This window comes from Rhodococcus sp. NPDC056743 (genome assembly GCF_042790355.1).
Taxonomy (GTDB): domain Bacteria; phylum Actinomycetota; class Actinomycetes; order Mycobacteriales; family Mycobacteriaceae; genus Rhodococcus_F.
In genome coordinates, this window is record NZ_JBHTZI010000006.1 from 225,502 (window position 1) to 249,675 (window position 24,174).

General features: G+C 63.6%; 27 protein-coding genes. 15 read left to right on the top strand and 12 right to left on the bottom strand.

What is annotated here, in order from left to right:
• Positions 1 to 47: 47 nt before the first annotated feature.
• Genes ACFRFQ_RS15510 through ACFRFQ_RS15530 form a run of 5 tightly spaced genes read right to left on the bottom strand, consistent with a single transcriptional unit; the run spans position 48 to position 4,132 of the window.
• Positions 48 to 740, bottom strand: a complete 693-nt coding sequence (locus tag ACFRFQ_RS15510; protein WP_378659093.1) for a response regulator — start codon at positions 738 to 740, stop codon at positions 48 to 50.
• A 10-nt stretch (positions 741 to 750) separates the two neighbouring features.
• A complete protein-coding gene (locus ACFRFQ_RS15515) occupies positions 751 to 1,932 on the bottom strand; it encodes a sensor histidine kinase (RefSeq protein ID WP_378659096.1) in 1,182 nt (393 codons plus the stop codon).
• 20 nt (positions 1,933 to 1,952) lie between these two features.
• Positions 1,953 to 2,336, bottom strand: a complete 384-nt coding sequence (locus ACFRFQ_RS15520) for a hypothetical protein (RefSeq protein ID WP_378659098.1) — start codon at positions 2,334 to 2,336, stop codon at positions 1,953 to 1,955.
• Positions 2,337 to 2,361: 25 nt separating this feature from the next.
• On the bottom strand, positions 2,362 to 2,880 hold the full coding sequence (gene purE, locus ACFRFQ_RS15525; RefSeq protein WP_378659101.1) for a 5-(carboxyamino)imidazole ribonucleotide mutase: 519 nt from the start codon (positions 2,878 to 2,880) through the stop codon (positions 2,362 to 2,364).
• Positions 2,864 to 4,132: a 5-(carboxyamino)imidazole ribonucleotide synthase gene (locus ACFRFQ_RS15530; RefSeq protein WP_378659104.1), complete on the bottom strand. Its 1,269-nt coding sequence runs from the start codon at positions 4,130 to 4,132 to the stop codon at positions 2,864 to 2,866. Before ACFRFQ_RS15530 ends, purE begins: the two co-directional genes overlap by 17 nt.
• 138 nt (positions 4,133 to 4,270) lie before the next feature.
• Between ACFRFQ_RS15530 and ACFRFQ_RS15535 the strand changes: the two genes are divergently transcribed.
• The gene (locus ACFRFQ_RS15535) at positions 4,271 to 4,843 is read left to right on the top strand and encodes a GtrA family protein (RefSeq protein WP_378659107.1); all 573 of its coding nucleotides are present in this window, start codon (positions 4,271 to 4,273) and stop codon (positions 4,841 to 4,843) included.
• Between the two features lie 22 nt (positions 4,844 to 4,865).
• On the opposite strand, the gene ACFRFQ_RS15540 is transcribed toward ACFRFQ_RS15535, so the two are convergent.
• The 5 genes from ACFRFQ_RS15540 to ACFRFQ_RS15560 are packed head-to-tail and all read right to left on the bottom strand — an operon-like array spanning position 4,866 to position 8,968.
• The gene (locus ACFRFQ_RS15540; RefSeq protein WP_378659110.1) at positions 4,866 to 6,173 is read right to left on the bottom strand and encodes a sensor histidine kinase; all 1,308 of its coding nucleotides are present in this window, start codon (positions 6,171 to 6,173) and stop codon (positions 4,866 to 4,868) included.
• Positions 6,174 to 6,181: 8 nt separating this feature from the next.
• Positions 6,182 to 6,862, bottom strand: a complete 681-nt coding sequence (locus ACFRFQ_RS15545; RefSeq protein WP_378659114.1) for a response regulator transcription factor — start codon at positions 6,860 to 6,862, stop codon at positions 6,182 to 6,184.
• Between the two features lie 37 nt (positions 6,863 to 6,899).
• On the bottom strand, positions 6,900 to 7,454 hold the full coding sequence (locus ACFRFQ_RS15550; protein ID WP_378659117.1) for a PH domain-containing protein: 555 nt from the start codon (positions 7,452 to 7,454) through the stop codon (positions 6,900 to 6,902).
• Between the two features lie 31 nt (positions 7,455 to 7,485).
• Positions 7,486 to 8,061 carry an HdeD family acid-resistance protein gene (locus ACFRFQ_RS15555; protein ID WP_378659120.1) on the bottom strand — a complete coding sequence of 192 codons (576 nt, stop codon included), beginning with the start codon at positions 8,059 to 8,061 and terminating at the stop codon, positions 7,486 to 7,488.
• 52 nt (positions 8,062 to 8,113) lie between these two features.
• A complete protein-coding gene (locus ACFRFQ_RS15560; RefSeq protein ID WP_378659123.1) occupies positions 8,114 to 8,968 on the bottom strand; it encodes a biotin--[acetyl-CoA-carboxylase] ligase in 855 nt (284 codons plus the stop codon).
• A gap of 116 nt (positions 8,969 to 9,084) precedes the next feature.
• Between ACFRFQ_RS15560 and ACFRFQ_RS15565 the strand changes: the two genes are divergently transcribed.
• From ACFRFQ_RS15565 to ACFRFQ_RS15575, 3 genes are read left to right on the top strand one after another with little or no spacing between them, the layout of a single operon-like run.
• Complete coding sequence (locus ACFRFQ_RS15565) at positions 9,085 to 10,725, top strand: acyl-CoA carboxylase subunit beta (protein ID WP_378659127.1); 1,641 nt, start codon at positions 9,085 to 9,087, stop codon at positions 10,723 to 10,725.
• Complete coding sequence (locus tag ACFRFQ_RS15570; RefSeq protein WP_378659130.1) at positions 10,722 to 11,060, top strand: acyl-CoA carboxylase epsilon subunit; 339 nt, start codon at positions 10,722 to 10,724, stop codon at positions 11,058 to 11,060. The genes ACFRFQ_RS15565 and ACFRFQ_RS15570 overlap by 4 nt, the downstream gene beginning before the upstream one ends.
• Before the next feature lie 37 nt (positions 11,061 to 11,097).
• On the top strand, positions 11,098 to 11,739 hold the full coding sequence (locus tag ACFRFQ_RS15575; RefSeq protein ID WP_378659133.1) for a Maf family protein: 642 nt from the start codon (positions 11,098 to 11,100) through the stop codon (positions 11,737 to 11,739).
• Here ACFRFQ_RS15575 and ACFRFQ_RS15580 read toward each other — a convergent pair.
• Entirely contained in the window at positions 11,724 to 13,331 is a 1,608-nt protein-coding gene (locus tag ACFRFQ_RS15580; RefSeq protein WP_378659654.1) for an MFS transporter, read from the bottom strand. The genes ACFRFQ_RS15575 and ACFRFQ_RS15580 overlap by 16 nt on opposite strands.
• Positions 13,332 to 13,649: 318 nt before the next feature.
• On the opposite strand from ACFRFQ_RS15580, the gene ACFRFQ_RS15585 reads away from it, so the two are divergent.
• The 9 genes from ACFRFQ_RS15585 (at position 13,650) to ACFRFQ_RS15625 (ending at position 22,408) form a co-directional block, all read left to right on the top strand.
• Positions 13,650 to 15,131 carry a condensation domain-containing protein gene (locus tag ACFRFQ_RS15585; protein ID WP_378659136.1) on the top strand — a complete coding sequence of 494 codons (1,482 nt, stop codon included), beginning with the start codon at positions 13,650 to 13,652 and terminating at the stop codon, positions 15,129 to 15,131.
• Positions 15,131 to 16,594 carry a condensation domain-containing protein gene (locus ACFRFQ_RS15590; protein ID WP_378659139.1) on the top strand — a complete coding sequence of 488 codons (1,464 nt, stop codon included), beginning with the start codon at positions 15,131 to 15,133 and terminating at the stop codon, positions 16,592 to 16,594. Before ACFRFQ_RS15585 ends, ACFRFQ_RS15590 begins: the two co-directional genes overlap by 1 nt.
• A 129-nt stretch (positions 16,595 to 16,723) precedes the next feature.
• Positions 16,724 to 17,626, top strand: coding sequence for a sulfurtransferase (locus tag ACFRFQ_RS15595; protein ID WP_378659144.1), 903 nt, complete (start codon positions 16,724 to 16,726; stop codon positions 17,624 to 17,626).
• On the top strand, positions 17,623 to 18,039 hold the full coding sequence (locus tag ACFRFQ_RS15600) for a SufE family protein (RefSeq protein ID WP_378659146.1): 417 nt from the start codon (positions 17,623 to 17,625) through the stop codon (positions 18,037 to 18,039). The genes ACFRFQ_RS15595 and ACFRFQ_RS15600 overlap by 4 nt, the downstream gene beginning before the upstream one ends.
• A 10-nt stretch (positions 18,040 to 18,049) precedes the next feature.
• Positions 18,050 to 19,462, top strand: coding sequence for a condensation domain-containing protein (locus ACFRFQ_RS15605; protein ID WP_378659149.1), 1,413 nt, complete (start codon positions 18,050 to 18,052; stop codon positions 19,460 to 19,462).
• 140 nt (positions 19,463 to 19,602) lie between these two features.
• On the top strand, positions 19,603 to 21,399 hold the full coding sequence (locus ACFRFQ_RS15610) for an acetyl/propionyl/methylcrotonyl-CoA carboxylase subunit alpha (RefSeq protein WP_378659657.1): 1,797 nt from the start codon (positions 19,603 to 19,605) through the stop codon (positions 21,397 to 21,399).
• Between the two features lie 161 nt (positions 21,400 to 21,560).
• A complete protein-coding gene (locus ACFRFQ_RS15615) occupies positions 21,561 to 21,719 on the top strand; it encodes a hypothetical protein (protein WP_378659152.1) in 159 nt (52 codons plus the stop codon).
• 3 nt (positions 21,720 to 21,722) lie between these two features.
• Positions 21,723 to 22,064, top strand: coding sequence for a hypothetical protein (locus tag ACFRFQ_RS15620; RefSeq protein WP_378659154.1), 342 nt, complete (start codon positions 21,723 to 21,725; stop codon positions 22,062 to 22,064).
• Positions 22,061 to 22,408, top strand: coding sequence for a VanZ family protein (locus ACFRFQ_RS15625; protein WP_378659157.1), 348 nt, complete (start codon positions 22,061 to 22,063; stop codon positions 22,406 to 22,408). Before ACFRFQ_RS15620 ends, ACFRFQ_RS15625 begins: the two co-directional genes overlap by 4 nt.
• 6 nt (positions 22,409 to 22,414) lie before the next feature.
• On the opposite strand, the gene ACFRFQ_RS15630 is transcribed toward ACFRFQ_RS15625, so the two are convergent.
• On the bottom strand, positions 22,415 to 23,215 hold the full coding sequence (locus ACFRFQ_RS15630) for a tyrosine-protein phosphatase (protein ID WP_378659160.1): 801 nt from the start codon (positions 23,213 to 23,215) through the stop codon (positions 22,415 to 22,417).
• Between the two features lie 104 nt (positions 23,216 to 23,319).
• Here ACFRFQ_RS15630 and uraD point away from each other — a divergent pair, with 104 nt between their 5' ends.
• Both uraD and uraH read left to right on the top strand, forming a co-directional pair.
• A complete protein-coding gene (gene uraD / locus ACFRFQ_RS15635; protein ID WP_378659162.1) occupies positions 23,320 to 23,838 on the top strand; it encodes a 2-oxo-4-hydroxy-4-carboxy-5-ureidoimidazoline decarboxylase in 519 nt (172 codons plus the stop codon).
• Positions 23,835 to 24,164: a hydroxyisourate hydrolase gene (gene uraH, locus ACFRFQ_RS15640; RefSeq protein WP_378659165.1), complete on the top strand. Its 330-nt coding sequence runs from the start codon at positions 23,835 to 23,837 to the stop codon at positions 24,162 to 24,164. Before uraD ends, uraH begins: the two co-directional genes overlap by 4 nt.
• Positions 24,165 to 24,174: the final 10 nt, after the last annotated feature.

Genomic DNA, 24,174 nt, shown 5'->3' on the forward strand with positions numbered 1-24,174 from the left:
GTGTCCTCCCACAGGAGGACGCCGGATCAGCCTTCAGCAGTACAAGCCTACGAATCAGCACTCAACAAGTCGGCGCGACGTACCAGTCCGATCTGGAACGCGAACACAACTGCCTGCACCCGATCACGGGATTGGGTTTTCGAAAGAACCCGTCCCACATGAGTTTTCACCGTTGTTTCGGAGACATGGAACTTGGCGGCGATTTCCGAGTTCGAGAGCCCGTAAGCCATGGCCTCGAGAACTTCGATCTCCCGCGGGGTGAGATCGCCTGGCAACGCAGCCTCGGGAGCAGAACCTTCGAGGAGTGGTCCGACATGCTGAAGCAGACGCCGCGTGGCCCGCGCCTCGATGACGGCGTCGCCTCGGTGCACCGTGCGAATGGCGTCGAGCAACTGCTCCGGCGGCACGTCCTTGAGCAGGAATCCGCTGGCACCGGCCCTGATAGCGGACATCACGTACTCGTCATTGTCGAATGTGGTGAGCACCACAACCTTTGGGGCGTCCGCGGTGGTCAACAGCCGCCGCGTCGCCTCGATCCCGTCCATGTTCGGCATCTGGACGTCCATGAGCACCACGTCGACCCGCCGGGTTGCCAACTGGGTCAAACCTTGCTGCCCGTCGGACGCCTCCAGCACCACTTCGAGGTCGGGTTGTGAGTCGATCACCATCCGGAAGCCCGCTCGAACCAATTGCTGATCGTCGACAAGAGCCACTGCAATCGGGGTCACCGGGTTGTCCATGGATGACACCCTAGGTCCTCTCGTACGGCAGCACCGCATGCACGGCATATCCGCCGCCTGCCTGGGGGCCGGCGGTAATGGTCCCGCCGTGCAACCGCACGCGTTCCGACATCCCGATCAGGCCCTGCCCACCGGGCGAGGATTCGACCAGCGCAGCACTGCCGCCGCGGCCGTCGTCGGTGATGCGCAGTACGAGTTCGGTATCGGTCCAGGTGATCTCGACGCCAGCGTGCGCACCGGGTCCGGCGTGCTTGAGTACGTTGGTCAGCGATTCCTGCACGATCCGATACGCGGTCAGACCGGCACCCGCCGACAGGTCGCGTGGCTCTCCGGTCACGGTCGCGTCGACATCGAGTCCACTGCGCCGCAGGTCTCCCAGCAGAGTGTCGATGTCACCGGCGCCTGGGATCACCGCAAAATCTCGCGGGCGATCTTCGCGGAGCACCGAGAGAAGAGCGCGCATGTCGGTCAGCGCCGCCCGCCCCGTCGACGCGATGGTTTCCAGCGCTCGAACCGCCGCCTGCGGATCCTTGGCTGCGCTGTACCGACCGCCGTCCGCCTGGGCAATTACGACGGTGAGCGAGTGGGCAACGATGTCGTGCATCTCGCGGGCGATCCGCGAACGCTCACTGATGGTGGCGATCTCGGCTTCCTGCGCCCGCTCGAGTTCGAGCAGCCGCGCGCGTTCGGTGAGGCCCTCCAACTGCTTGGTGCGCACGCGGCGCAGGTCACCGAATGCCCAGACAGCGAGCATCAAAATCATGAGGCCGACCGATTGGAACATCTGTGCGGACAGCGTGATGCCGTCGTAGCCGAAATATCGGAACTCCGCAGCGACCGCTCCGAGCAGCGCAATCCCCAGGCCGGTGTAACTGCTCCACCGCGCGCCGTAGGCAGCAAGGGCGTATAGCGAGATGGGAACGGCGACAGCCGAGCCGAGCAGAGTGTTCCCGATGACAAGCAGATGCAGCACCGCGAATGCGGCGATCAGCATGCCGGACAGCTCGGGGCGGGACCGTCGCCACGCCAACGGGAGGCTCATTCCGAGCGAGACGATGACGGCCCAGACTCCGGCAGTAGCGGCTGTTACCAAGCTCAGTAAGGCAACCGCGGCGGCAAAGGTGATGTCGATGCCGCGCGCATGGTCCGTGGTCCAGCGCACAAATCGTTCACTAGTCGGAAAACGAGCCATGCCGCCCACAGTAGCGCTACTCAGACCCGGTAACCGCCGTCTTCCAGCCCGGCTTCGATCTCGAACGCGTTTCGCGGGCCAGGGTGACGCAGTTCCTCACACAGGTACTTCGGACCGAATATCAGTCCGTGCCTGGCCCATTGGTCGGCGTGAATCGCTTCGTGACGCAACACTGCCCGGGTGGTGTTCCGGCGGGTCAGATACACACCACCGAGAGTTGTTCCGCCGCGGGCAAATCCGCGCCGCATCCCGGAGGCCACGAAAATACCGAACTCGTCGTCGAAGGTGACGTGCGCGCCCAGCGCTCGGGCGTAGAGCAGCGCTACCCGGGTGACGAGTGCGGCCTGCGCGCTGCCCCGACTAGCTCGGATCAGGGTCAGGGGCAGGCCGCGTCGTTCACGCATGAAGAAATCTCAGCCCAGCAATTTCTCAGCCCAACAGCTTTTCACGCAGCGCCTTGTCCTTTTCGAGCACCATGGTCTCGAGGCTTTCCTGGAATGTCACCATGGCTGTCTGCAGCGCCGGATCCGAAGCTCCGAGGATGCGTGCCGCGAGTAGTCCGGCGTTGCGGGCGCCACCGATCGACACCGTTGCGACGGGAACACCCGCAGGCATCTGCACGATCGAAAGCAGCGAGTCCATACCGTCGAGGTACTTGAGCGGAACCGGCACACCGATGACCGGCAACGGCGTTGCCGAGGCGACCATTCCGGGCAGGTGCGCGGCTCCGCCCGCGCCGGCGATGATGACCTTGATGCCGCGGCCGGCAGCATCCTTCGCGTAGTCGAGCATGCGCTGCGGTGTGCGGTGCGCCGAGACCACACCGACCTCGAACCGAATCCCGAACTCTGCAAGCGCTTCGGCCGCGGCTTCCATCGTCGGCCAATCGGAATCGCTGCCCATGATCAGGCCGACCTGCGCGCTCATGCTCTCACTCACCGTGTACATCCCATCCGTCGGTCCATTCTGCATACGAAAGCCAGTGCGCTGCCCGCTCAGCGCGTTCCCGAACTGCGGCAACGTAATTCGGGTCGTCGATCGATCCTGCCCCACCCACGATGTTGACGTGGCCGATCTTGCGGTCCTTGCGCTCCCCCTTGCCGTACAGGTGAATCTTGGCGTCGGGCATCCGTGCGAAGAGGTGGTGGACGCGCTCGTCCATGCTCATCTCGGGAGCTTCCGGAGCACCCAGAACATTGGCCATCACCGTGACCGGAGCGATCGGTGACGTATCGCCGAGCGGGTAGTCGAGCACGGCGCGCAGGTGCTGCTCGAACTGCGACGTCCGGGCACCGTCCATCGTCCAGTGACCCGAGTTGTGCGGGCGCATCGCCAATTCGTTGACCACCAGGCGGCCGTCGGTCGTCTCGAACAGTTCCATTGCCATCGCTCCGACAACCCCGAGCTCCGACGCGATCCGCAGCGCAAGCTGTTCGGCTTCGGCGGCGACGGCGTCAGTCAGATCCGGAGCCGGCGCGATGACAACGGCGCACTGGCCGTTTCGCTGCACGGTCTCCACGACGGGCCATGACGCACCCTGACCGAACGGTGACCGCGCCACCATCGCCGACAGTTCGCGGCGCATCGAGACCATTTCCTCGACGATCAGCGGAACGCCCTTGTCCAACTGCTCGGTGACGATCGCCTCGGCTTCGTCGGAGTCGTCGGTGATCCACACACCACGGCCGTCGTATCCGCCGCGGGTTGCCTTGATGACAACCGGCCAGCCGTGCTCGGCGCCGAAACGCACGACGTCCTCGGCCCACGTCACCTCGGCGTACGCGGGCACCGGTGCGCCCATCTCGGCCAATTTACGACGCATCAGCAGTTTGTCCTGAGCGAAGATCAGTGCCTGCGGCGGCGGCTGCACGTTGACACCCTCGGCCACCAGCACCTCGAGATGCTCGGTCGGAACCTGCTCGTGATCGAACGTGAGCGCAGTCGATCCGACGGCGGCGCGGCGCAGTGCGTCCAAGTCGTCGTGGCTGCCGAGTACGACGTCGGGGCTGACCTGAGCGGCCGGCTCGCCGGCAGTCCCGGAGAGCACCCGGAGCGTCTGGCCGAGGGCAACAGCTGCCTGATGAGTCATGCGCGCGAGCTGTCCGCCACCGATCATGGTGACGACAGGCATGGCCTTGTTCGCCGGTCGCGCGGTGGTCGGGCGGGGGGAAGACTGAACTGCGTCGTTATTGCCGGTCACGGCTCTCTATGTTGTCATGCGCCGGATGTCGTCATGCGCCGGGGCGGCGCTGCCGCTGTCAGACACTGTCTGTGATTCTGCTGATGATTTCCGAACAAAACCATGACTCGGTGGTTTTCTTTCGTAAACTCATCTGTTGTGTCATTTGTCGACGGGGTAATCGCCCGCATACCCCAGCCGTTCCGAGACATTGCCCTGCGCCACAGCGAGCTGATCAAGTTCGCAATCGTCGGCGGCACAACCTTCCTGATCGACTCGGGCATCTTCTACACACTCAAACTCTCGATCCTCGAATCCAAGCCCGTCACGGCCAAGATCATCGCCGGCGTCGTCGCGGTGATCGCGTCGTACATCCTCAATCGTGAGTGGTCGTTCAAGAATCGTGGTGGGCGCGAACCTGCTCACGAAGCGGCGCTGTTCTTCATGATCAGCGCGATCGGCGTGGTGATCAGCTTCATACCGCTGTACATCTCGAGTTACGTCTTCAACCTGCGTGTTCCCGAAGTCAGCTTGACGACGGAGAACATCGCCGACTTCATCAGTGCCTACGTCATCGGCAATCTTCTGCAGATGGTGTTCCGCTTCTGGTCGTTCCGTAAGTTCGTGTTCCCGGAAGAGAACGCAGAAATCGTGAGCGATGACGCTGTCGTTGGTCAGGACACCGTCGTGGTCGACCCCAACCGCACCGAAGAGGAACTCGACCAAGCCTGACGCGTCGCGTCAGGCAAGATTCTCAGCGAGGTTCGCGCAGCCTGTCGACGTCCACCAGCTTTTCGGATGCCACCGGCAAGAACACCGCAAACAGGGCCGGCGTTCGACGTTGTAGCTCGAGCCGTCCGCCGTCCGCCTCGATCAGCGCCCGCGCGAGCGCCAATCCGACTCCCGTCGAACCGGCCCCGGAGAAGCCCCGATCGAATATGTGCGGAGCGAGGTTGTTGTCCACACCGCCGCCCTCGTCGGTCACTTCGATACAGACCATTGCTTCACGCTGGGGAACTCCGTCGATCAAGCGAACGGATACCGTGCAGGTTCCGTCGCCGTGGGCAAACGCGTTGTCGACCAGAACGGACACGGCTTCGCGCAGACGAGATCCTGTAGTCGACGCGCTCACGCCGCGGTCGCCGATCAACCGGAGGTGCCGTCCGGCACCTTCGAACTGCGGCCGCCAATCCCGACAGACGCCGTCGAGTTCGCTGACCACCGAGACTGTGGCGGCTGCTGAACCACTGCTGCGCGAGGACCGCACCAACTCGTCGATTGCGTCCGTCAACCGATCCACCTGGGCCATGGCTTCTTCTGCCTCGTGAACGACGTCGGGATCGCTGTGCACCGACAACTCGTCCAGACGCAGCCGCACCGCGGTGAGTCGGCTGCGCAGTTGGTGCGAGACGTCCGCGACCAGCGCACGCTCCCGCTGTAATCGGCCGGCAATTTCGACGGTCGCGGCATCGAGGACATCGGACACGCGGTCGAGTTCGGGAATGTCATGGCGTCGTGGGTCGGGTCGGAAATCCCCTTCGGCCAACCTCGCCGCCCGTTCGGCGACGTCCTGCAGGGGGCCGGCCAGTCGACGCGCCGTGACCACCGCGACGACGGCGCCGGTAGTGATCGCAAGGAGGACCAATACCCCCACCGCGCCAACGGCCTGCTTCTGCTGCGTCCGCAGTCTCTCCGACGGCACTTCGAGGCGCAGTGAGCCGGACGATCCCATCGCCAACGACTCGACCAGCGGGTTTTTCACCGCCGCTTCGCCGATGTCGACGCGAGCGGCCCCGTCCGACCGGGTGGGGTACACGACGACAAGTCGGGCATCGTTCGGAGTGAGCAAGCGGAGCGCGTCGGTGTCGAGGGCTCCGTCGACAACGCCGAGAGAACCTTCCTGGGCGATCACTTCGGTGGCCATCCGATCGAGCCGTACCCGCAAATCGTTGCGGCTCACGTCTTCGACCCACAACCAGGCCGTGTAGATGAGCGGAACACCCAGCAACAGCGCCGTGAGGATGACGACCCCGAGAATCGATTGGAGAATGCGCCGACGCATCGTGCGAACTAGTCCGTGTTGATGCGGAAGCCGACCCCACGCACGGTAGCTATCCGGCGTTCGACCGCAGGGCCCTCGTCGCCGATCTTCCGGCGCAGCCACGACATGTGCATGTCCAAGGTTTTCGATCCGCGTAGCTCGACGTCACCCCAGACCTCACGCAGGATCGTATCGCGCGAGACCACTTCACCGGCGTGCTCGAGGAGTACGCGCAGAAGCTCGTATTCCTTGTTCGCCAAGGCGATCTCGGATCCGTTGACCAGGACGCGCCGGGCGGCCGGTTCGAGGCGAATACCGCCGACCTCGACGATGCTGTCCTCGCGGCTGCCGTGTCGACGCAGGAGCGCGCGCACTCGGGCCATGAGTTCGGCCAACCGGAACGGCTTACCCACGTAGTCATCGGCGCCGGCGTCGAGACCGACGACAAAATCGACCTCGTCGGTTCGGGCGGTGAGCATCAGTACGGCCAGGGACGTCCGGTGAGCCCGAATCTGTCGGCACACCTCGAGACCGTCCATACCGGGCAGGCCCAGATCGAGGATCAACAGATCGAAGTCACCTTCGAGTGCCTGCTGCAGTGCGGCAGGGCCGGTCTGTTCCACCATGACGGTGTACCCCTCCCGCCCCAACGCTCGGGCAAGAGGTGCGGCAATGGCCTCGTCGTCTTCGGCTAGCAATACGGCAGTCACAGGGACAGCGTACGGACAGCGGGCCTTTGCGCGGTCATTACCAAGCGTTTTCGTCGTCCTCGCCGCGGTCCTCGGGACGGTTTCGCTCGTGCTGTTGCTGGGTGGAATCGAAAACCTGGTGATAGAGCAGGGAATGCACGTGCTCCACGTCCGGGATGTCGTCGAATTCGAGCGGATCGTCACTGGCCGAGGCGATCACGAGCGTGCCGGTCTTGAGAAGCCTGTCGACCGGGCCGTGCCGGAACTGGACGTTACTGATCCGACCCATCGGGATGTCGATTCCGGTGTGGGTCAACACACCTTGCCGGATCAGGACCCTTCGATCGGTGACGATGAAATGCGTGAACTTCCAGACGGTGAACGGCGCCACCGATCGCCACGCGATCACTCCCAGCCAGGCCACGCCGATCATGATCGACAGCACGGTGCGCGCCGTCCCGTCGACCTGCTTCTGAGTCACGCCGAGCAAAAACCCCGCCACCGCCGTTGCCAGGACAAACGTGAGCGCGGGAACCACCAGCATCTTCCAATGTGGATGCCGATGCAGGATCAGTTCCTCGTCCTGGGCGAGCGCATCTTCCGGATATCCCATGACGGGAAGTGTGCCATCTCTCCCCGACGGATTACGGCTGGGAGAGCTTGCGCAACACGAACGGCGTGACGACGATGACGATGCCGTAGAGCACCATCCAGACACCGACGACGATGCGGAAGACCTCGAGCGACAACTCGGGCTGCAGCAACACAACCGCGCCGGCCACGATGCTGATGACACCGAGCACTATCGCGAGTCCGCGATCTGCCGCGCCACCGGACGCCGCGTCGACGATGTCGAGCACGCCACGGAACACCCACCACGCGCCGATCACCAGCGCGATCAGTACGACGGTCTGCAGTGGGCTACGCAGGACGAGGAACCCGAGTAGCACCGCCAGCGCGCCCGAGATCGCGACGAGCGTCCGAGTACCACCGGTCGCGGTGACGTCTGCAAACGATCGGATGATCTGCACGATGCCGAAGGCGAACAGCTGAATGGCGATCACTACCGCGACGACGAACAGTGTGGCGTTCGGCCACACGAGCACCGCGATACCGAGGCCGAGCGTCAAGAGGCCGAGCAGGACCGTCATTCCGGTCAGAACGCGCCGTGCGCTTTCTGCCATTTCTGAGTCGGTCGGAAGCACGATCGGTGTGGTCATACCCGAAAAATATCACCCGAAGGCGCAAAAAAGGACAGGACGCGCGGTTCGGCTAGTCGGCGATCGGCGCCGCCCGCAGATGCGTGATGTCGCCTGCGGCAACGGCAAACGTCTCGCCACCACTTCCCTCGATCTCGATGACCACACGACCGGACGTGTCGATGTCCGTCGCCGTACCGAAAACTTCCTTGTCCCCCGGCAGGACAGCCCGCACCCGCTTGCCGAGAGTTCCGCACCGCTCGCGGTACTCGGCTGCCAGTACGCCGGTCTCCCACCCCGACTTCTCCCAGCCGCGGAACTGCGTCGCCAGTTCCCGTGCCAGAGCCCGCACCAACGTGTCCCGGTCAACGGTTTCCGCGTTTTCGAGAAGGAGCGACGTGGCCGTCGGCACCGGCAGTTCCTCGGCGCCGAGACTCACGTTCAATCCGATTCCCACGACCACCGCAGGTTCCGGGGTGGTCCGCGCGACCTCGGCGAGAATGCCGGCCACTTTCTTGTCACCGATCAGAACGTCGTTGGGCCACTTCAGTTCTGCTGGCACCCCGGCTACCGTGCGCAACGCGTCGACGACGGCGATTCCGGTGAGCAGTGGCAGCCAACCCATGTCAGCGAGGTTCAGTCCGGGCATCCCGAGCAGAACCGACATCGATATCTGTGCCTGCGCCGGGCTGACCCACGTGCGCGCATGTCGCCCGCGGGCGCTTTCCTGGTGTTCGGCGAGCAGCACCTGGCGATCGGCGCCGAGATCCGACGCGCGCGCCAGGAGGTCCGCATTGGTCGACCCGGTGCGCTCGACGACGTCGAGTCGATTCCAGAACGCACGTGCGTCGTGATTGTCGTCGCTCCGCACGAGAGCGCGTCGCAACGCCGCTTGATCGAGGGGGGGTCGGTTCAGATCGGTCCACATAGTCCCAGCCTAAAGCCGCGAGCAAAATGTACTGGTCAGTAGCTTAGGCGGGTGAAATCGCAACAATCGGACCTGCCTTCGAACCGGCCCGAGTCGGCTCGTTAAGCTCACGACTCATGACCACTGTCCAAGAGCCCAACGCGCCGGAGGCGGCGACCGCACCCGATATCCATACGACCGCGGGAAAGCTCGCGGATCTGCGGATCCGGCAAGCACAGGCGCAAGCACCGAGTGGCGAAGCCGCCATCGACAAGGTGCACGCCAAAGGCAAGCTGACCGCCCGTGAGCGCATCACCGCCCTCCTCGACGAGGGCTCGTTCGTCGAACTCGACGCCCTGGCCCGTCATCGCTCGGTGAACTTCGGCCTCGCCGAGAACCGTCCCGTCGGCGACGGCGTCGTCACCGGTTACGGCACCATCGACGGCCGCGACGTCTGCGTCTTCAGCCAGGACGCCACCGTCTTCGGTGGATCACTCGGCGAAATCTACGGTGAGAAGATCGTCAAGGTCATGGACCTCGCGATCCGCACCGGCCGGCCGCTGGTCGGCATCAACGAAGGCGCCGGAGCACGTATCCAGGAAGGCGTCGTCTCGCTCGGCCTGTACGGCGAGATCTTCCACCGCAACGTCCAGGCGTCCGGTGTCATCCCGCAGATCTCCCTGATCATGGGTCCCGCTGCCGGTGGCCACGTGTACTCCCCCGCACTGACCGACTTCGTCGTGATGGTCGACGAGACCTCGCAGATGTTCGTCACCGGCCCCGACGTCATCAAGACCGTCACCGGCGAAGACGTCACCATGGAAGACCTGGGCGGCGCACGCACGCACATGGTCAAGTCCGGTGTCGCGCACTACGTCGCATCCGGCGAGCAGGATGCCCTCGACTACGTCAAGGACCTGCTGAGCTACCTGCCGTCCAACAACCAGGCAGCAGCACCGCGCGGCGAGATCACCGATCCGATCGTCGGGTCCATCGAGGAGAGCCTCACCGCCGAGGACATCGAACTCGACACCCTCATCCCGGATTCGGCAAACCAGCCGTACGACATGCACGAGGTCATCCGTCGCATCCTCGACGACGACGAGTTCCTCGAGGTCCAGGCCGAGCGCGCGATGAACATCATCGTCGGCTTCGGTCGCGTCGACGGCCGCAGCGTCGGCATCGTCGCGAACCAGCCGATGCAGTTCGCCGGTTGCCTCGACATCGACGCGTCCGAGAAGGCTGCCCGCTTCGTCCGCACCTGCGACGCGTTCAACGTGCCGATCATCACCCTCGTCGACGTTCCGGGCTTCCTGCCTGGCACCGAGCAGGAGTACAACGGCATCATCCGCCGCGGCGCGAAGTTGCTGTACGCGTACGGCGAGGCCACTGTGGGCAAGATCACCGTCATCACCCGCAAGGCGTACGGCGGAGCGTACGACGTCATGGGCTCCAAGCACATGGGCGCCGACCTCAACCTGGCCTGGCCGACCGCACAGATCGCCGTCATGGGCGCATCGGGAGCCGTCGGATTCGTCTACCGCAAGCAGCTTCTCGAAGCCGCGAAGAACGGTGACGACGTCGACGCATTGCGTCTGAAGCTGCAGAACGAGTACGAGGACACCCTCGTCAACCCGTACGTCGCGGCCGAGCGTGGATACGTCGACGCAGTCATCCCGCCGTCGCACACCCGCGGTCAGATCGTCTCCGCTCTGCGCCTGCTCGAACGCAAGTCCGTTTCCCTTCCGCCCAAGAAGCATGGGAACATTCCCCTATGACCACAATTACCGAGGACATCACGACGGAAGAGGTCACGGTTGTGGCGACTTCGTCCGTCAACGGTGCCGATGTCGACGGCGCCGTCACTGACGCCGCGGTGACCGAAGAGGCCGAGACCCCGGTTTCGGATACAGCGCTCATCAAGATCGTCAAGGGCTCGCCCACCGACGTCGAGATTGCCGCGCTGGTCAGCGTTCTTGCCGCTGCATCGGGTGGTTCGGCTCCCGCCGAGTCGCTTCCGACGGAAACGTGGGGAGATCCGACGCAGTTCCACCGCACGCGTGCGCCGTTCTCGCCGTACTCGTACCTGAACCCGTTCGGACGGCGCACCTGAACCCCTTCGGGTAGCGCGCCTGATCTAGCCTGCTTGTGTGACTCAACTAGTTCTGGCTTCGGCATCCCCGGCACGCCTCGCAGTTTTGCGGGCGGCCGGGGTTTTGCCTGTTGTACGTGTTTCCGGTGTCGACGAGGACAAGATCGCGGGTGAACTCGGATCGGATGCGGCCCCCCAGAAGGTGGTCACGGTGCTGGCCGAGGCAAAGGCCGCGGAGATCGTTCCCGGCCTGCTGGGAGACGGTTTGACCGATGTTGTTGTCATCGGCTGTGATTCGATGCTTCTGATCGACGGGGAGCTCCAGGGAAAACCGGGCAGTGTCGATGTTGCGCGGCGTCGTTGGGCCGCGATGGCCGGCCGTAGTGCCACTCTGCTCACCGGTCATTGTGTGATGCGGGTGATCGAAGGGCAGATAGTGCACGTCGCGTCCGATCACAGTGCCACGGTGGTGCATTTCGCGAATCCGTCCACCGAGGATCTCGAGGCGTACCTCGCCACCGGCGAACCCCTGCAGGTTGCCGGCGCTTTCACGCTGGACAGCTTGGGTGGATGGTTCGTCGAGAAGATCGAAGGCGACCCGTCGAGCGTGATCGGCATCGGATTACCTTTGGTGCGAACCCTTTTGGAGCGCGTCGGTGTCTCGGTCTCCGACTTGTGGCGCACTCAGAGCGTCTTCTGATCTTCCGTCACCAGAGTATTGACCTTCGGCAGACCCAGCGACGCAAGAGCAATCGCCAGCGCTATGACGGAAATGATCGTCAGCACGCTGCGCTGGGCCTGCAGGAAGGCTTCACCCGCCGCTGATCTGGTGGACGCATATGCTGCCGTGACGGCCACCTGGGCTGGGCCACTCGCTGTGGCAGCGGAACCTTTCGAACTGCATTCCGGCGCCACCGTCATCGGTGAGCCGGATTCGAGTTGGCTTGTCGCACAGTCGACAAACGTCTTTTCGGCAATGTCGCGGATACCGTCGCTCATGCCTGCAGCCTCGAGAGTCGCTACGTAGTTTTCGCGCTCCCCCTGCACAGCGGCGGGTGCATTGCCGGCGACGAGTGAGAAGAACACAACTCCGATCAATGCCAGGCCGATCGAGCTGCCCACTTGCTGCACGGTGGGCAGCAAGCCCGACACCGAACCGGCGTGTTGTGGCCGTACCGAAGCGAGAATCGCCGTCTGCAACGGTGCGACGAACAGACCGAGTCCGGCGCCGCCGATCAGCAGAGGCCCCGCCAACGAAAGCCAGGACGGGTCTGTCCCCACTCGGCCGAGAATGGCCGAGAGTGTCAGCAGTGATCCGCCGAAAACCACCATTCCCACAATGAGCACGCGGTTGCCGAGCAACCGGTACACGGCCGACGAGAGCACCGCCGCCACCCCCATTCCCACCGCCCACGGCAATGTCATGACTCCGGCGCGAAGTGGGGAGAACCCGAACCCGAACTGCAGGGTCAGACTGATCGTGAAGATCAACGACGTCAACGTGCCGAAGAACACGAAGGCCAGGGCTGCGCCCACGGCAAAGGCTCGGTCACGAAAGAGTTCGAGGCGCAGAACAGGATCGCCGCCGCGTTTTCCCAATCTGTATTCATAGAGGACAAACGCCACCGCGATCGGCACCGACGCCGCGATCATCACCACGAGCGGGGTGGGCCACCCGCGGGCGCGACCCTCGGCCAGCGGGAAGATGAGCAGAAAGAGTGCCAGTGACGACAACAGAGCGCCCACCAGGTCAAGCGTGCGTACGGCATCCGCCTTGGCGTCGGCAAGGTGGAAGTAGCCCACGATCAAGGCGGCGATGCCGATCGGGATATTGACGAAGAAGATCAGCCGCCAACCCCAGTCGAAGAGATTCCACTCGATCAGCAGTCCGCCGATCAGCGGGCCACTGACCGTCGCCAGACCGATGGTTGCTCCGTAGATCCCGAACACACGTGGATGACGGGATTTGGGAAACAGCCCCGAGATGATCGCGAACGTCTGTGCGGACATCGACCCCGCCGCAAGACCCTGCAGGCCGCGACAGACGATGAGCATCGTGGCGCTCTGCGCCAGCCCACAGAGCAGCGACGCAGCCACGAACACCGACAAAGCGGTCAGGAAGACCGCACGGCGTCCCCACAGGTCGCCTAACCGAGCTGCGGTGATCAGGGAGCAGGCAAACGCCAGGACATACACGCTCACCATCAGCAACTGAGCTGAGACACCGGCGCCCAGGTCGACGGCAATGCTGGGCAGCGCTACGTTCACGATCGTTGCATCGAGTAACTGCATGAATGCCGCAGCGAGGCTGGTCGCAAGACCGAGCCACGGCGTCAGTGACGATCGGGTGGACGATCGGGTGGACGACCGGTCACGGGTAGTGGGAAGCACCCGGCCACAGTAGACGAGGTTGTTGCGACCCTGTCCGTCTGACGGCATCCTGGATACGTCACTATGGACATCACCCCAATGTCCGACCGATGTGGTTGTGATCATTATCGGTTTAGAAAAGGGAAGAACAGACAATCCGTTCTCCCAAATGGGATAGTTCATCGTCTGTCCAACTTCAGGACGGATCTTCTCTCACGACATACGCAGGAGCCCTACTCGATGGATCTGAACCTGATCACCCATTGGCGTCCACAACCCGGGAGGGTGGTCGAATGGGGGGTCACCGACACGTGCGCCGCGAGCGCTGCCGGAGCCCAGATCAATCGGGATCTACCTCCTACGACAATGCAGGATCGTCACTTCCGACGTGCGCGGATCACCGCTGAGAAGGGTGATCACCAGTCGCCGTGGATCGGCATCGCCTTCGATTTCGACGGCCCGCTCGATCGTGCGGCGATGACGCGCGCGCTGACGAAGTACGTCCGCCGGCACGACACCCTGCACAGTTGGTTCTCGTTCGACGCTGCCATGACAGATGCCGCAGACACCGACTTCCCGGTGCGACGCCATGTGGTGCCACCGGAGACCATCGATCTCACATACCGGGAAGGTCCGGAGCTGAGCGATCCGGAGGACGTCCGCGCACTGGTCGAGCAGAAGTTCGCCGCGGAAACCAGCGGATTGGGTTGGCCTGCGTTCGTCTTCGGTGCGATCGAACACATCTCACCTCAATCACCGGGTTTCACTCTCTTCCATGCGATCGATCACGCTCACACCGATATGTATTCGATGGTGCTGACGTACGCGGAGCTGCGCGCACGCTACGCCGCGGAAACGACCGGAACCGAGATCGAGCTTCCGGCGGCGGGTAGTTACGCTCAGCTGGGTCGAGCCGAGAAGGACCTAGCCGCGACCCTGACCATGGAATCTCCCGCGGTTCACGAGTGGCTCGGCTACCTCATGCGCAGCGGTGGGTCGTTCCCTGGCTTCCCCCTGCCGCTCGGCGCCGATGACGCCCCGAAACCCGCGATCGGATCGCGGTTCGATTTGGCCGACGACATCGAATGCGAGAAATTCGGTGCGGTCTGCAAGGAAAACGGATCGAATTTCATCGGTGGAATCTTTACGGCACTCGCCATTACCGAATTCGAATTGGCAGGCCGCGACAAGTACATCGCGCTCTCACCGGTCAGCACCCGATCCGAAGCCGACACATTCTCACAAGGTTGGTACGTCAATCTGATTCCGGTCGGAATCGACGTCGGGGAGCAACACACGTTCACGCAGTTGGCGGAGATCGGCCAGCAGGCGTATCACCGGGGCAAGGAACTTCTGGACGTGTCGGTGCAGCAAGTGATCGACGTCGTCCTCGCTGCCATGGGTGACGCGGGAGCGTCGACCGGAATTACGAAGACGTTGACGCCGCCCCCCATCGTCTCCTACATCGACGGCCGTCGCACACCGGGAGCAGAAACCTACGTCGAGACCAATGCCACCGGCATCGTCGGCGGTAAGGAAACGCAGATCGCCTCGATGTGGATCAATCGGGTGCAGACCGGTACCTGGATGGCGATTTCTCATCCCGATACACCGACAGCACACGAGTCGGTCACCCGGTTCGCGAAGCACTTGTCGAATGTCATCACAACCGTTGCCACACAGGGTGATTACTCGATCTCACGCGCGTCCGGCGTCGCCTGATGCATGTGACATCGATCGACCGATACGGCCTCGAACCTGGCGTAGTCACCGAATGGTCGCTGCAGCCGGCCGACGGCGCAGTCACGGAATCCGCGATTCCGCCGTCGTACAATCAGCACTTCCACCTCGAGACGGCGCGCACGCATGGCGTCGGCCGAAGTGTCTGGATGGCAGCAGCTTTCGACCTGCCCGGCCAATTGAACCGCCCGGCACTGGATCTGGCTCTTCGCCTGTTCATCAGTCGGCACGACACGTTGCACACCGGCTTCGAGGTCGGCGAGTTCGGTGCGGTTCGAATGGATCTGGACCATGCGAGCGCAACCATTGTCACGTCCGAGCCGCTGACGACCGCAACCACCGCTGAGTTGCGCAGCCATCTCAAGAAGCGATTCACCGAGGTCTGTGATCCTTTGACCTTCCCCGCGTACACCTTCGCGACCGTTGAGCGCGCCGAGCACTACACGGTTCTGAGCGCGTTCGACCACACCTTGGTGGACGGTTATTCACTGGTCATCGCCCTCGGCGAGCTTCGTCAGATCTACGAAGGCCTGAATGCGCTCCCCGCACTCGACGACGCGGCTGCTGTTGCCGACGTGATGAGCCACCTGGGTGATCCGGGCAGCTTCGTGCGCTACTGCGAACTGGAAGCGGACGGGTTGGTTCCCATCGAGAACGATCCACGACTTCGGGAGTGGGAGCGGTTCTACGAGATCTGCGGCGGCACGTCGCCGAGTTTCCCCCTCGATCTCGGGGTGGAGGGCGGACATCCGGCGCCGCAAGGCGCGGACGTGCGGGTTCTCCTCGATGCCGACCGCACTGCGGAATTCGACTCGATCTGCACCGCGGCAGGCGGCAGTGTCTTCACCGGAGTTCTCACGGCGATGGGGATGACGGTGGAATCGGCTACCGGGAAATCCGCACTGCCCCTGCAGTTTCCGTTGCACATCCGCAAGGATCCGCGCTGGGCTGACGCGATCGGGTGGCTCACCACGAGCGCGCCGATCACCGTACGGGTCACCCCGGATCGCGATTTCGGTGCGTCGCTGGCACATACCCACGCGTCGTTCCGGGTGGCACTGACACTCGAAGGTCTCACCATGGCGCAGGTTCGTGATGCGTTGGGCAACAAGATCCGTCGCACTCGCACCGATGTCTTCATGGTCTCGTACATCGACTATCGCCGGCTTCCCGGCACGGACGATCACGACGAACTCAACGCCCACCACATCAGCAACGTGACCGTGGCCGACGACGCGCAGTTCTGGATCTCACGGACGAACCGCGGCTTGTCCTTGCGGTCGCGGTTCCCGGACACCGACGTAGCGAACGTCACGATGGTGAAGTTCCTCACCGAACTCGACCGGGTTCTCCACGACATCTGCGATCGCGGCGTGACGCCGATCGGAAGTCTGACCGAACAATTGAGGGATTCGGCGATCGGAGCGGGAACACCGCGGATCTAGCTCGATCCGAGCGCGTGGGCAGCGCGAGCAGGTGCCCACGCGCTCGTTGAGCGACTCTCACACGGGGAGCGCCTAGAATCGTTGAAGTCCGTCTATCGACCCGATCGATTCGCCTTACAGGAGCCACCCGTGCCCGTTGCCCCCGATCCTTCACCCGCGTTTGCCGAGTTCAGTAATCCCGACCGGTTGGTCTCTACTGAATGGCTGTCGGCAAATATCGGTGCGCCGGGACTGAAGGTGGTCGAATCCGACGAGGACGTGCTGCTCTACGACATCGGGCACATCCCCGGCGCCGTCAAGATCGACTGGCACCTCGACCTCAATGATCGGGTCACGCGCGATTACATCGACGGCGAGGCCTTTGCCGAGCTGATGAATCGCAAGGGCATCAGCCGCGACGACACCGTGGTCATCTACGGCGACAAGAGCAACTGGTGGGCGGCATACGCACTGTGGGTGTTCACACTGTTCGGCCATGAGGACGTCCGTCTGCTCGACGGCGGTCGCGACGCGTGGATTGCGGAGAACCGCGACACGTCATTCGACGTCCCCTTTGCCACGTCCACCGGTTATCCGGTGATCGCGCGCAACGACGCCCCTATCCGCGCCTTCAAGGACGATGTCCTGGCGCATCTCGGTGACGGCCCGCTGATCGACGTGCGGTCACCGCAGGAGTACACCGGCGAGCGCACCCATATGCCCGATTACCCGGAAGAGGGTGCGCTGCGCGGTGGTCACATCCCCAGCGCCCGGAGCATTCCGTGGGCCAAGGCCGCAGCACCCGACAGCCGTTTCCGCACACGCACGGAACTCGACGAGATCTACGGCGATCTGTCACGCGAAGACAAGATCGTGGCGTACTGCCGTATCGGCGAGCGGTCGAGCCACACGTGGTTTGTCCTCACTCACCTCCTCGGGTACCCCGACGTCCGTAACTACGACGGTTCGTGGACCGAGTGGGGCAACGCCGTGCGTGTTCCGATCGCTGTCGGCGAAGAGCCCGGAGACGTTCCCGCCGGAGTATCGGCATGAGCGAATTGCCGGAGCCACTGGCGGAGATCGTCGACGACTTCGCAGCCGTCGGCACCTCGGACAAGCTCACTCTTCTTCTCGAGTTCAGTCGCGAGTTGCCACCGCTGCCGGCCGAGCTCGAACAAGACGCCATGGAGCCCGTTCCCGAATGTCAGTCGCCGCTGTTCCTTTCGGTGGACGATTCCGATCGCGACAAGGTCCGGCTGTATTTCAGCGCGCCTGCCGAAGCTCCCACCACTCGCGGTTTCGCCTCAATCCTGGCCCAGGGCCTCGACGGGCAGAGCGCTGACGCGATCCTTGCGGTTCCCGACGATTTCTACTCGGCGCTCGGCCTCGCGGAAGCCGTAAGTCCCCTTCGCCTGCGCGGTATGTCCGCGATGCTCGCGCGCATCAAGCGCCGCTTGCGGGGCTGAGTACGAGAACATGGAATTCACCGAACTTGCCGACTACGCGATTCCCAGTGGATCGCTTGTCGAATGGCTTCCGTGCGCAACCGGTCAATGGACTCCTGATCCGCGGCCGGCGTCGTACATCCACGAGGCACACCTGCAGCGCTCGTCCGCAGGCGCCGGCGAACAGTCCTGGCTGGGAACAGCTTTCGAGATCCCCGGACCGCTCGACCAAAGCGCCTTCCGAATTACTCTGCAGCAGTGGATCGATCGACACGAGGTTCTTCGCTCACACACGTCGCTCGATACCGAGTCGGGTGAGATCACCCGGCACACCGTTCCCGTGAACGGGATCGACATCGGCGTTGTCGACCACGGATACAACTCACCGAGCCAGGTCAACTTCGAGCACCTGCACCGATTGTTCGACGAGTTCGCGTCGCCGCACAGTTGGCCGTCGTATGTCTTCGCGACCCTCACTCCGCGAAGCGACGACGCTCCGTTCACGGTGTTCTTCGCAGCCGATCATTCGATCATCGACGGTTTTTCCATCGTCTTGATCGCTCACGAGATCGCGTCGCTGTACCGCGAGAATCTGACCGGTCAGCCGGCCAACTTGTTCCCGGTCGGGAGTTATGTCGATTTCGGGGCGCAGGAACGCGAGCAGATGGCCGATCGCGGCGCCGAAGACGCTGCTCTCGATGTCTGGCGTGAGGCCTTGGCAGGCAGCGGGCTCCCCCAGTTTCCGCTGCCTATCGGCGACCGGGGAACCGAGTCGCAGAACGGGCTGTCGACGTGGCTTCTCGACACCGATCAGTCGAAGGCGTTCAGTGCCAGGTGCGCCGCGAGCGGGGTGGGCTACTTCGCGGGTCTGCTCGGCCGTCTCGCAGCAGTCGGACACGACGTCGCGGGTGTTGATCGATTCCGGGTCGTGACGCCGATCCACACTCGCACCACTCAGGAATGGGCCGGCGCGCTGGGGTGGTTCGTCGGTTTGTGCCCACTCGACATCGCGGTTGACTCCGAGCTTTCGTTCGACACTCTCGCCGAGCGCGCGGCCGCCTCGATGTCCGCTCGCAAACCAGCCGCGGCGATACCGTTCGATCGCATCGGCGAGAAACTCGGAACTCCCATCCGGCCTCGATTTGTGGTGTCCTACATGGATGTTCGATTTGTCCCTGAAGCGGCGCAGTGGCCCGAATGGAATGCGCGAGCGCTGCGCAGCAAGGCATACACCCATGACGTCTACCTCTGGATCAATCGAACCCCACAAGGCCTCAATCTCGCCGTACGCTATCCCAACAACGACACCGCGAACTCGTCGGTGCACCGGTATGTGGCGGCGTTCCGTCGGGCGATCGAAGAATCGGTCGCAGGCAACGAGGAGAAGAACCCGACAATCGACGCTCCCGGCTACTCGTCGGTAGCTTTGCAAACCGTTTCATGAGCCAGATCCAGGTAGACCGATCCGGTTGCAACCTGCATCGAAGCAGTGAATACACTCCAAAACGATGCCAGTAAGACTCCGACGGTGACCCCTCGTAAGTACACCGAAGGAGACAGATAATGCGAACTACAGGAGGCTCAGTGCCCAGTCATGCCAGCGCGCACATTACGAAGGTGCTTGTCGCCAACCGCGGTGAGATCGCGGTGCGGGTCATTCGAGCAGCCAAGGACGCCGGCTACGGCAGCGTCGCTGTCTACGCCGAACCCGATGCCGACGCACAGTTCGTGAAGCTCGCAGACGAGGCGTTTGCCCTCGGTGGACAGACGTCCGCCGAGTCCTACCTCGTATTCGACAAGATCCTCGACGCTGCCCGTAAGTCCGGCGCAGACGCCATCCACCCGGGCTACGGTTTCCTCTCCGAGAACGCCGACTTCGCGCAGGCCGTCATCGACGCGAACCTGATCTGGATCGGTCCGTCACCGCAGTCCATCCGCGACCTCGGCGACAAGGTCACCGCTCGCCACATCGCAGAGCGCGCCAAGGCTCCCATGGCAGCCGGCACCAAGGACCCCGTCAAGGGCGCCGACGAGGTTGTCGCGTTCGCCAAGGAGTTCGGTGTCCCGGTCGCGATCAAGGCTGCCTTCGGCGGCGGTGGACGCGGCATGAAGGTCGCGCAGACCATCGAGGAAATCCCCGAGCTCTTCGAATCCGCTACCCGTGAGGCCATCGCCGCTTTCGGTCGCGGTGAGTGCTTCGTCGAGCAGTACCTCGACAAGGCCCGCCACGTCGAAGCTCAGGTCATCGCCGACCAGCACGGCAACGTCGTTGTCGCCGGTACCCGCGACTGCTCGCTGCAGCGTCGCTTCCAGAAGCTCGTCGAAGAGGCTCCGGCTCCCTTCCTGACGGACGACCAGCGCGCACGCATCCACGCGTCCGCGAAGGCCATCTGCAAGGAAGCCGGCTACTACGGCGCCGGAACGGTCGAGTACCTGGTTCAGGGCGACACCATCTCCTTCCTCGAGGTCAACACGCGCCTTCAGGTCGAGCACCCCGTCACGGAAGAAACCGCGGGCATCGACCTCGTGCGTCAGCAGTTCCTCATCGCCAACGGCGAAGAACTCTCCATCAAGGAAGATCCCACCCCGCGTGGACACTCCTTCGAGTTCCGCATCAACGGTGAAGACGCCGGCCGCGGCTTCATGCCTGCTCCCGGCCCGGTCTCCGTCTACCGTGAGCCCACGGGCCCCGGCGTTCGCGTCGACTCCGGCGTTGTCGCCGGCGACGTCATCGGCGGACAGTTCGACTCCATGCTCGCCAAGCTCATCGTCACCGGAGCCACCCGCGAAGAAGCCCTCCAGCGGGCATCGCGCGCTCTGGCCGAGTTCGAGATCGACGGCCTCGCGACCGTCCTCCCGTTCCACCGCCACATCGTCGAGAACCCGGCATTCGTCGGTGACGGCGAGAAGTTCGACATCTACACCAAGTGGATCGAAACCGACTGGGTCAACCCCATCGAGCCCTACGCGGGCGCCGGCGCTCCCGTAGACGACGAGGACGAGGCTCTGCCGCGTCAGAACGTTGTCGTCGAGGTCGGTGGACGTCGCGTCGAGGTTTCCCTCCCGGGTCAGTTCTCACTCGGCAACGGCGGCGGCGCAGCATCCGGTGCCATCCGCAAGAAGCCGAAGGCACGCAAGCGCGGCGGCGCGGGCGGCGGCGCAGCATCCGGTGACGCCGTCACCGCTCCGATGCAGGGCACCGTCGTCAAGGTTGCCGTCACCGAAGGCCAGGAAGTTGCCGAAGGCGACCTCATCGCTGTCCTCGAGGCCATGAAGATGGAAAACCCCGTCAACGCGCACAAGGCCGGTATCGTCACCGGACTGTCCGTCGAGGCCGGCGCAGCCATCACGCAGGGAACGGTTCTCGCAGAACTGAAGTAAGACTTCGCGAGTGCGCCTTCCCGGTAGTTTCCCACTACCGAGAAGGCGCACAGTCGTTTCCGGCCACTAGTGTTCCAGGACCTGCCAGGTACGGTGCCGACTCCAGCGGTAGACACCGCTCCCGCGGCCCGGAAATTCGACCCGACTGGTCCGGTCGCATCATGGCGGTCATCCCGATTCTTGCCCTCATACTCTTCTTCGTCACCGGCACGTGGCTGTGGTTTCTCGCTATCCCCCTGGCCGGTGCCCTGCTGTTCGGAACGGACTCCGAACGCAAAAAGGCACGCAAGAAGAAACGTCGCGACGACAGGAATTCCTGATTCATGGACCCGATAGAAATCAACGCGGGCGCGTGGTATCTGCGCGCGTTGCGCGCAGACGAGCGTGTCGACGACAGACCGGCGCTTGCCGACGGCGGTATCACCGACCCGGAGTACGTCGGTCAGCGGAGCGCTCAGTGGCGTGAAAACAGCGTCTACTCGTGGGCAGTGTGCCAACCCAACACCGGTGAACTTCTGGCGGAGGTAGTCCTGACGCCCCACGCTCCCACTGCCACGCTCGACGGTTGGGCGCGGACTGGTCACGACGACGCTCTCGCGACGGCGTGTGCTGCCGTCGCGAGGTTCGCCGAAGGTGCGCTGGATCTGAGCGTGACGCAGCAGTGAAGAACCACCGGTACTGGCCATTGGCGATAGCCGTGGTCATCGCGTTGATCATGCTGTTCTCCCCCGGTTCCACCGTTCCGTCCGGGCCGGAGAACAGCGACAAGGTCACCCATACGGTGATGTTCGTCGTGCTGGCGATGACATCGTTGTACGCCAGAATCCCCTGGTGGCTCACGGCGCTGTGGCTGATCGCCTTTGCCGCGATATCCGAGGTCCTGCAAGGTGTGCTGCCGATTTCCCGTTCGGGCTCGGTGTGGGACGCGGCCGCGGATCTGGCCGGTATCGCGATCGGCATCGGGATCGCCGCGGTGGCGGGGTACCGGCGACGGGCCCGCGCCGTCTAGTCGAGATCAGCCGATCAGGTTGCTGCGCAAGCGAGTTTGGGTGTCCTGGTCGATCTTCAATCCGTCCGTGAAATACGCCTCGATGGAACCGTGCACCGATTCCACTTCGGCCAGCGACGCCTCCAGGTACTCGGGGCGTACCCCCAGGACACCTTCGAGCAGCGTCGGGTCACCACCCGAGGCCGCAAATTTCTCGAAGAGCGGCGCGAACAGTGGAAGCAGGATCGTGTTGGTGCGCAGGTAGTCCTCGAACACCGCGTCCTTCGACGCGCCGAGGAAGAGCAGCAGTGCGGCCGCGGCCCATCCCGTCCGGTCCTTACCCGTCGTGCAGTGGATGAGCGCCGGCGCACTCGACGGCTCTGCCAGGTCGAGGAACAACTGGCGGTACGACGCCACCGCGCTGGGCAGGGTCACGAAATCGCGGTAGCTGCCCTCGAAGTACTCGAGTGCCTGACCGCTTCCCAGCAACTCGGACGCGGCCCGCGGATCTGCGATCATCTGCTGCATCTGGGCGGGGATGGCTCGATACTGCTTGTCCGCCAATACGTCCAGTCCGAGTTCCCGGATTCCGGCCGGCGTCCGGTCTGGTGCTGTTTCGCGCTCGGAGGCGGTTCGCAGGTCGTAGATCGTGGTGACTGCCAAGTCGGCCAGCGTTTTTTCCCCTTCTGCGTCGAGTGACGCCAGATCGGTGGAGCGGTACACCGCGCCGGTTCGCACCGAACCGCCGAATCGGGACTCCGGTCCCCCGATGTCGCGCAGGTTCGCCAGGGAAGGAACAACGGAGGACGGCCGAGGATTGTCAGTCATGTCTATGAAGATACTCACCATGGTGCACAGGACAATTGCGACTGAGTGATCTCCCGTAATTGCTGCGCTACATTTCCGAAACATGTTCGGATAATGCTGTGGACATGCCTACAACGAATTCCAGTGGTCTCGATGCGTTCAACGCACTCGCTGACCAGTCGGCTGTGTCGGCACTGCTCGAGTGCTGTCACTCGGACTCCTGGGCGGGCGCGCTCGCGGCGGCGCGGCCTTTCGAGAGCGTCGACGCTCTGCTGGAGCGCGCGGATTCCGTACTGCGCGACCTACCCGAATCCGAGATCGACAAGGCCCTCGCGGGGCACCCACGTATCGGTGAGCGCACCGAAAGCGCGTCGTCGAGCCGGGAACAGGCCGCGGTGTCCACCGCCGGCGGCGACGTCCTCGAGCGGTTGCGGATCAAGAATGCCGAGTACGAGGACAAGTTCTCGCACGTCTACCTCGTCTGTGCGAGCGGCCGTTCGGCCACCGAACTTCTCGACGTCCTCCACAAGCGCCTGGGAAACGACCCGGAGACCGAACGCCGCGTGCTACGAATCGAGTTGGCCGCTATCAATCGCATCAGGCTCACTCGTCTGATCGACTCGTTGTCCGGAGATGACGCATGAGCAAGGTACTGAGTACACACGTCCTCGATTCGACAACCGGCAACCCGGCGCAGGGTGTCCACGTCCAGCTCTGCGCGTCCGACGGTTCACCGATTTCACAGGCCACCACGGACTCCGACGGCCGGGTCGTCGAACTTGCCACAGCCGGCCTGACTCCCGGCATCTACCGCCTGATCTTCGACACCGGAACCTATTTCGAGTCCATCGGACAGGAAACCTTCTATCCGGAAGTGACAGTGACCTTCCGGATCGACAACACGAGCCGTGGGTATCACGTCCCGTTGTTGTTGTCCCCCTTTGCCTATTCCACCTATCGCGGGAGCTGAGAACCACTGT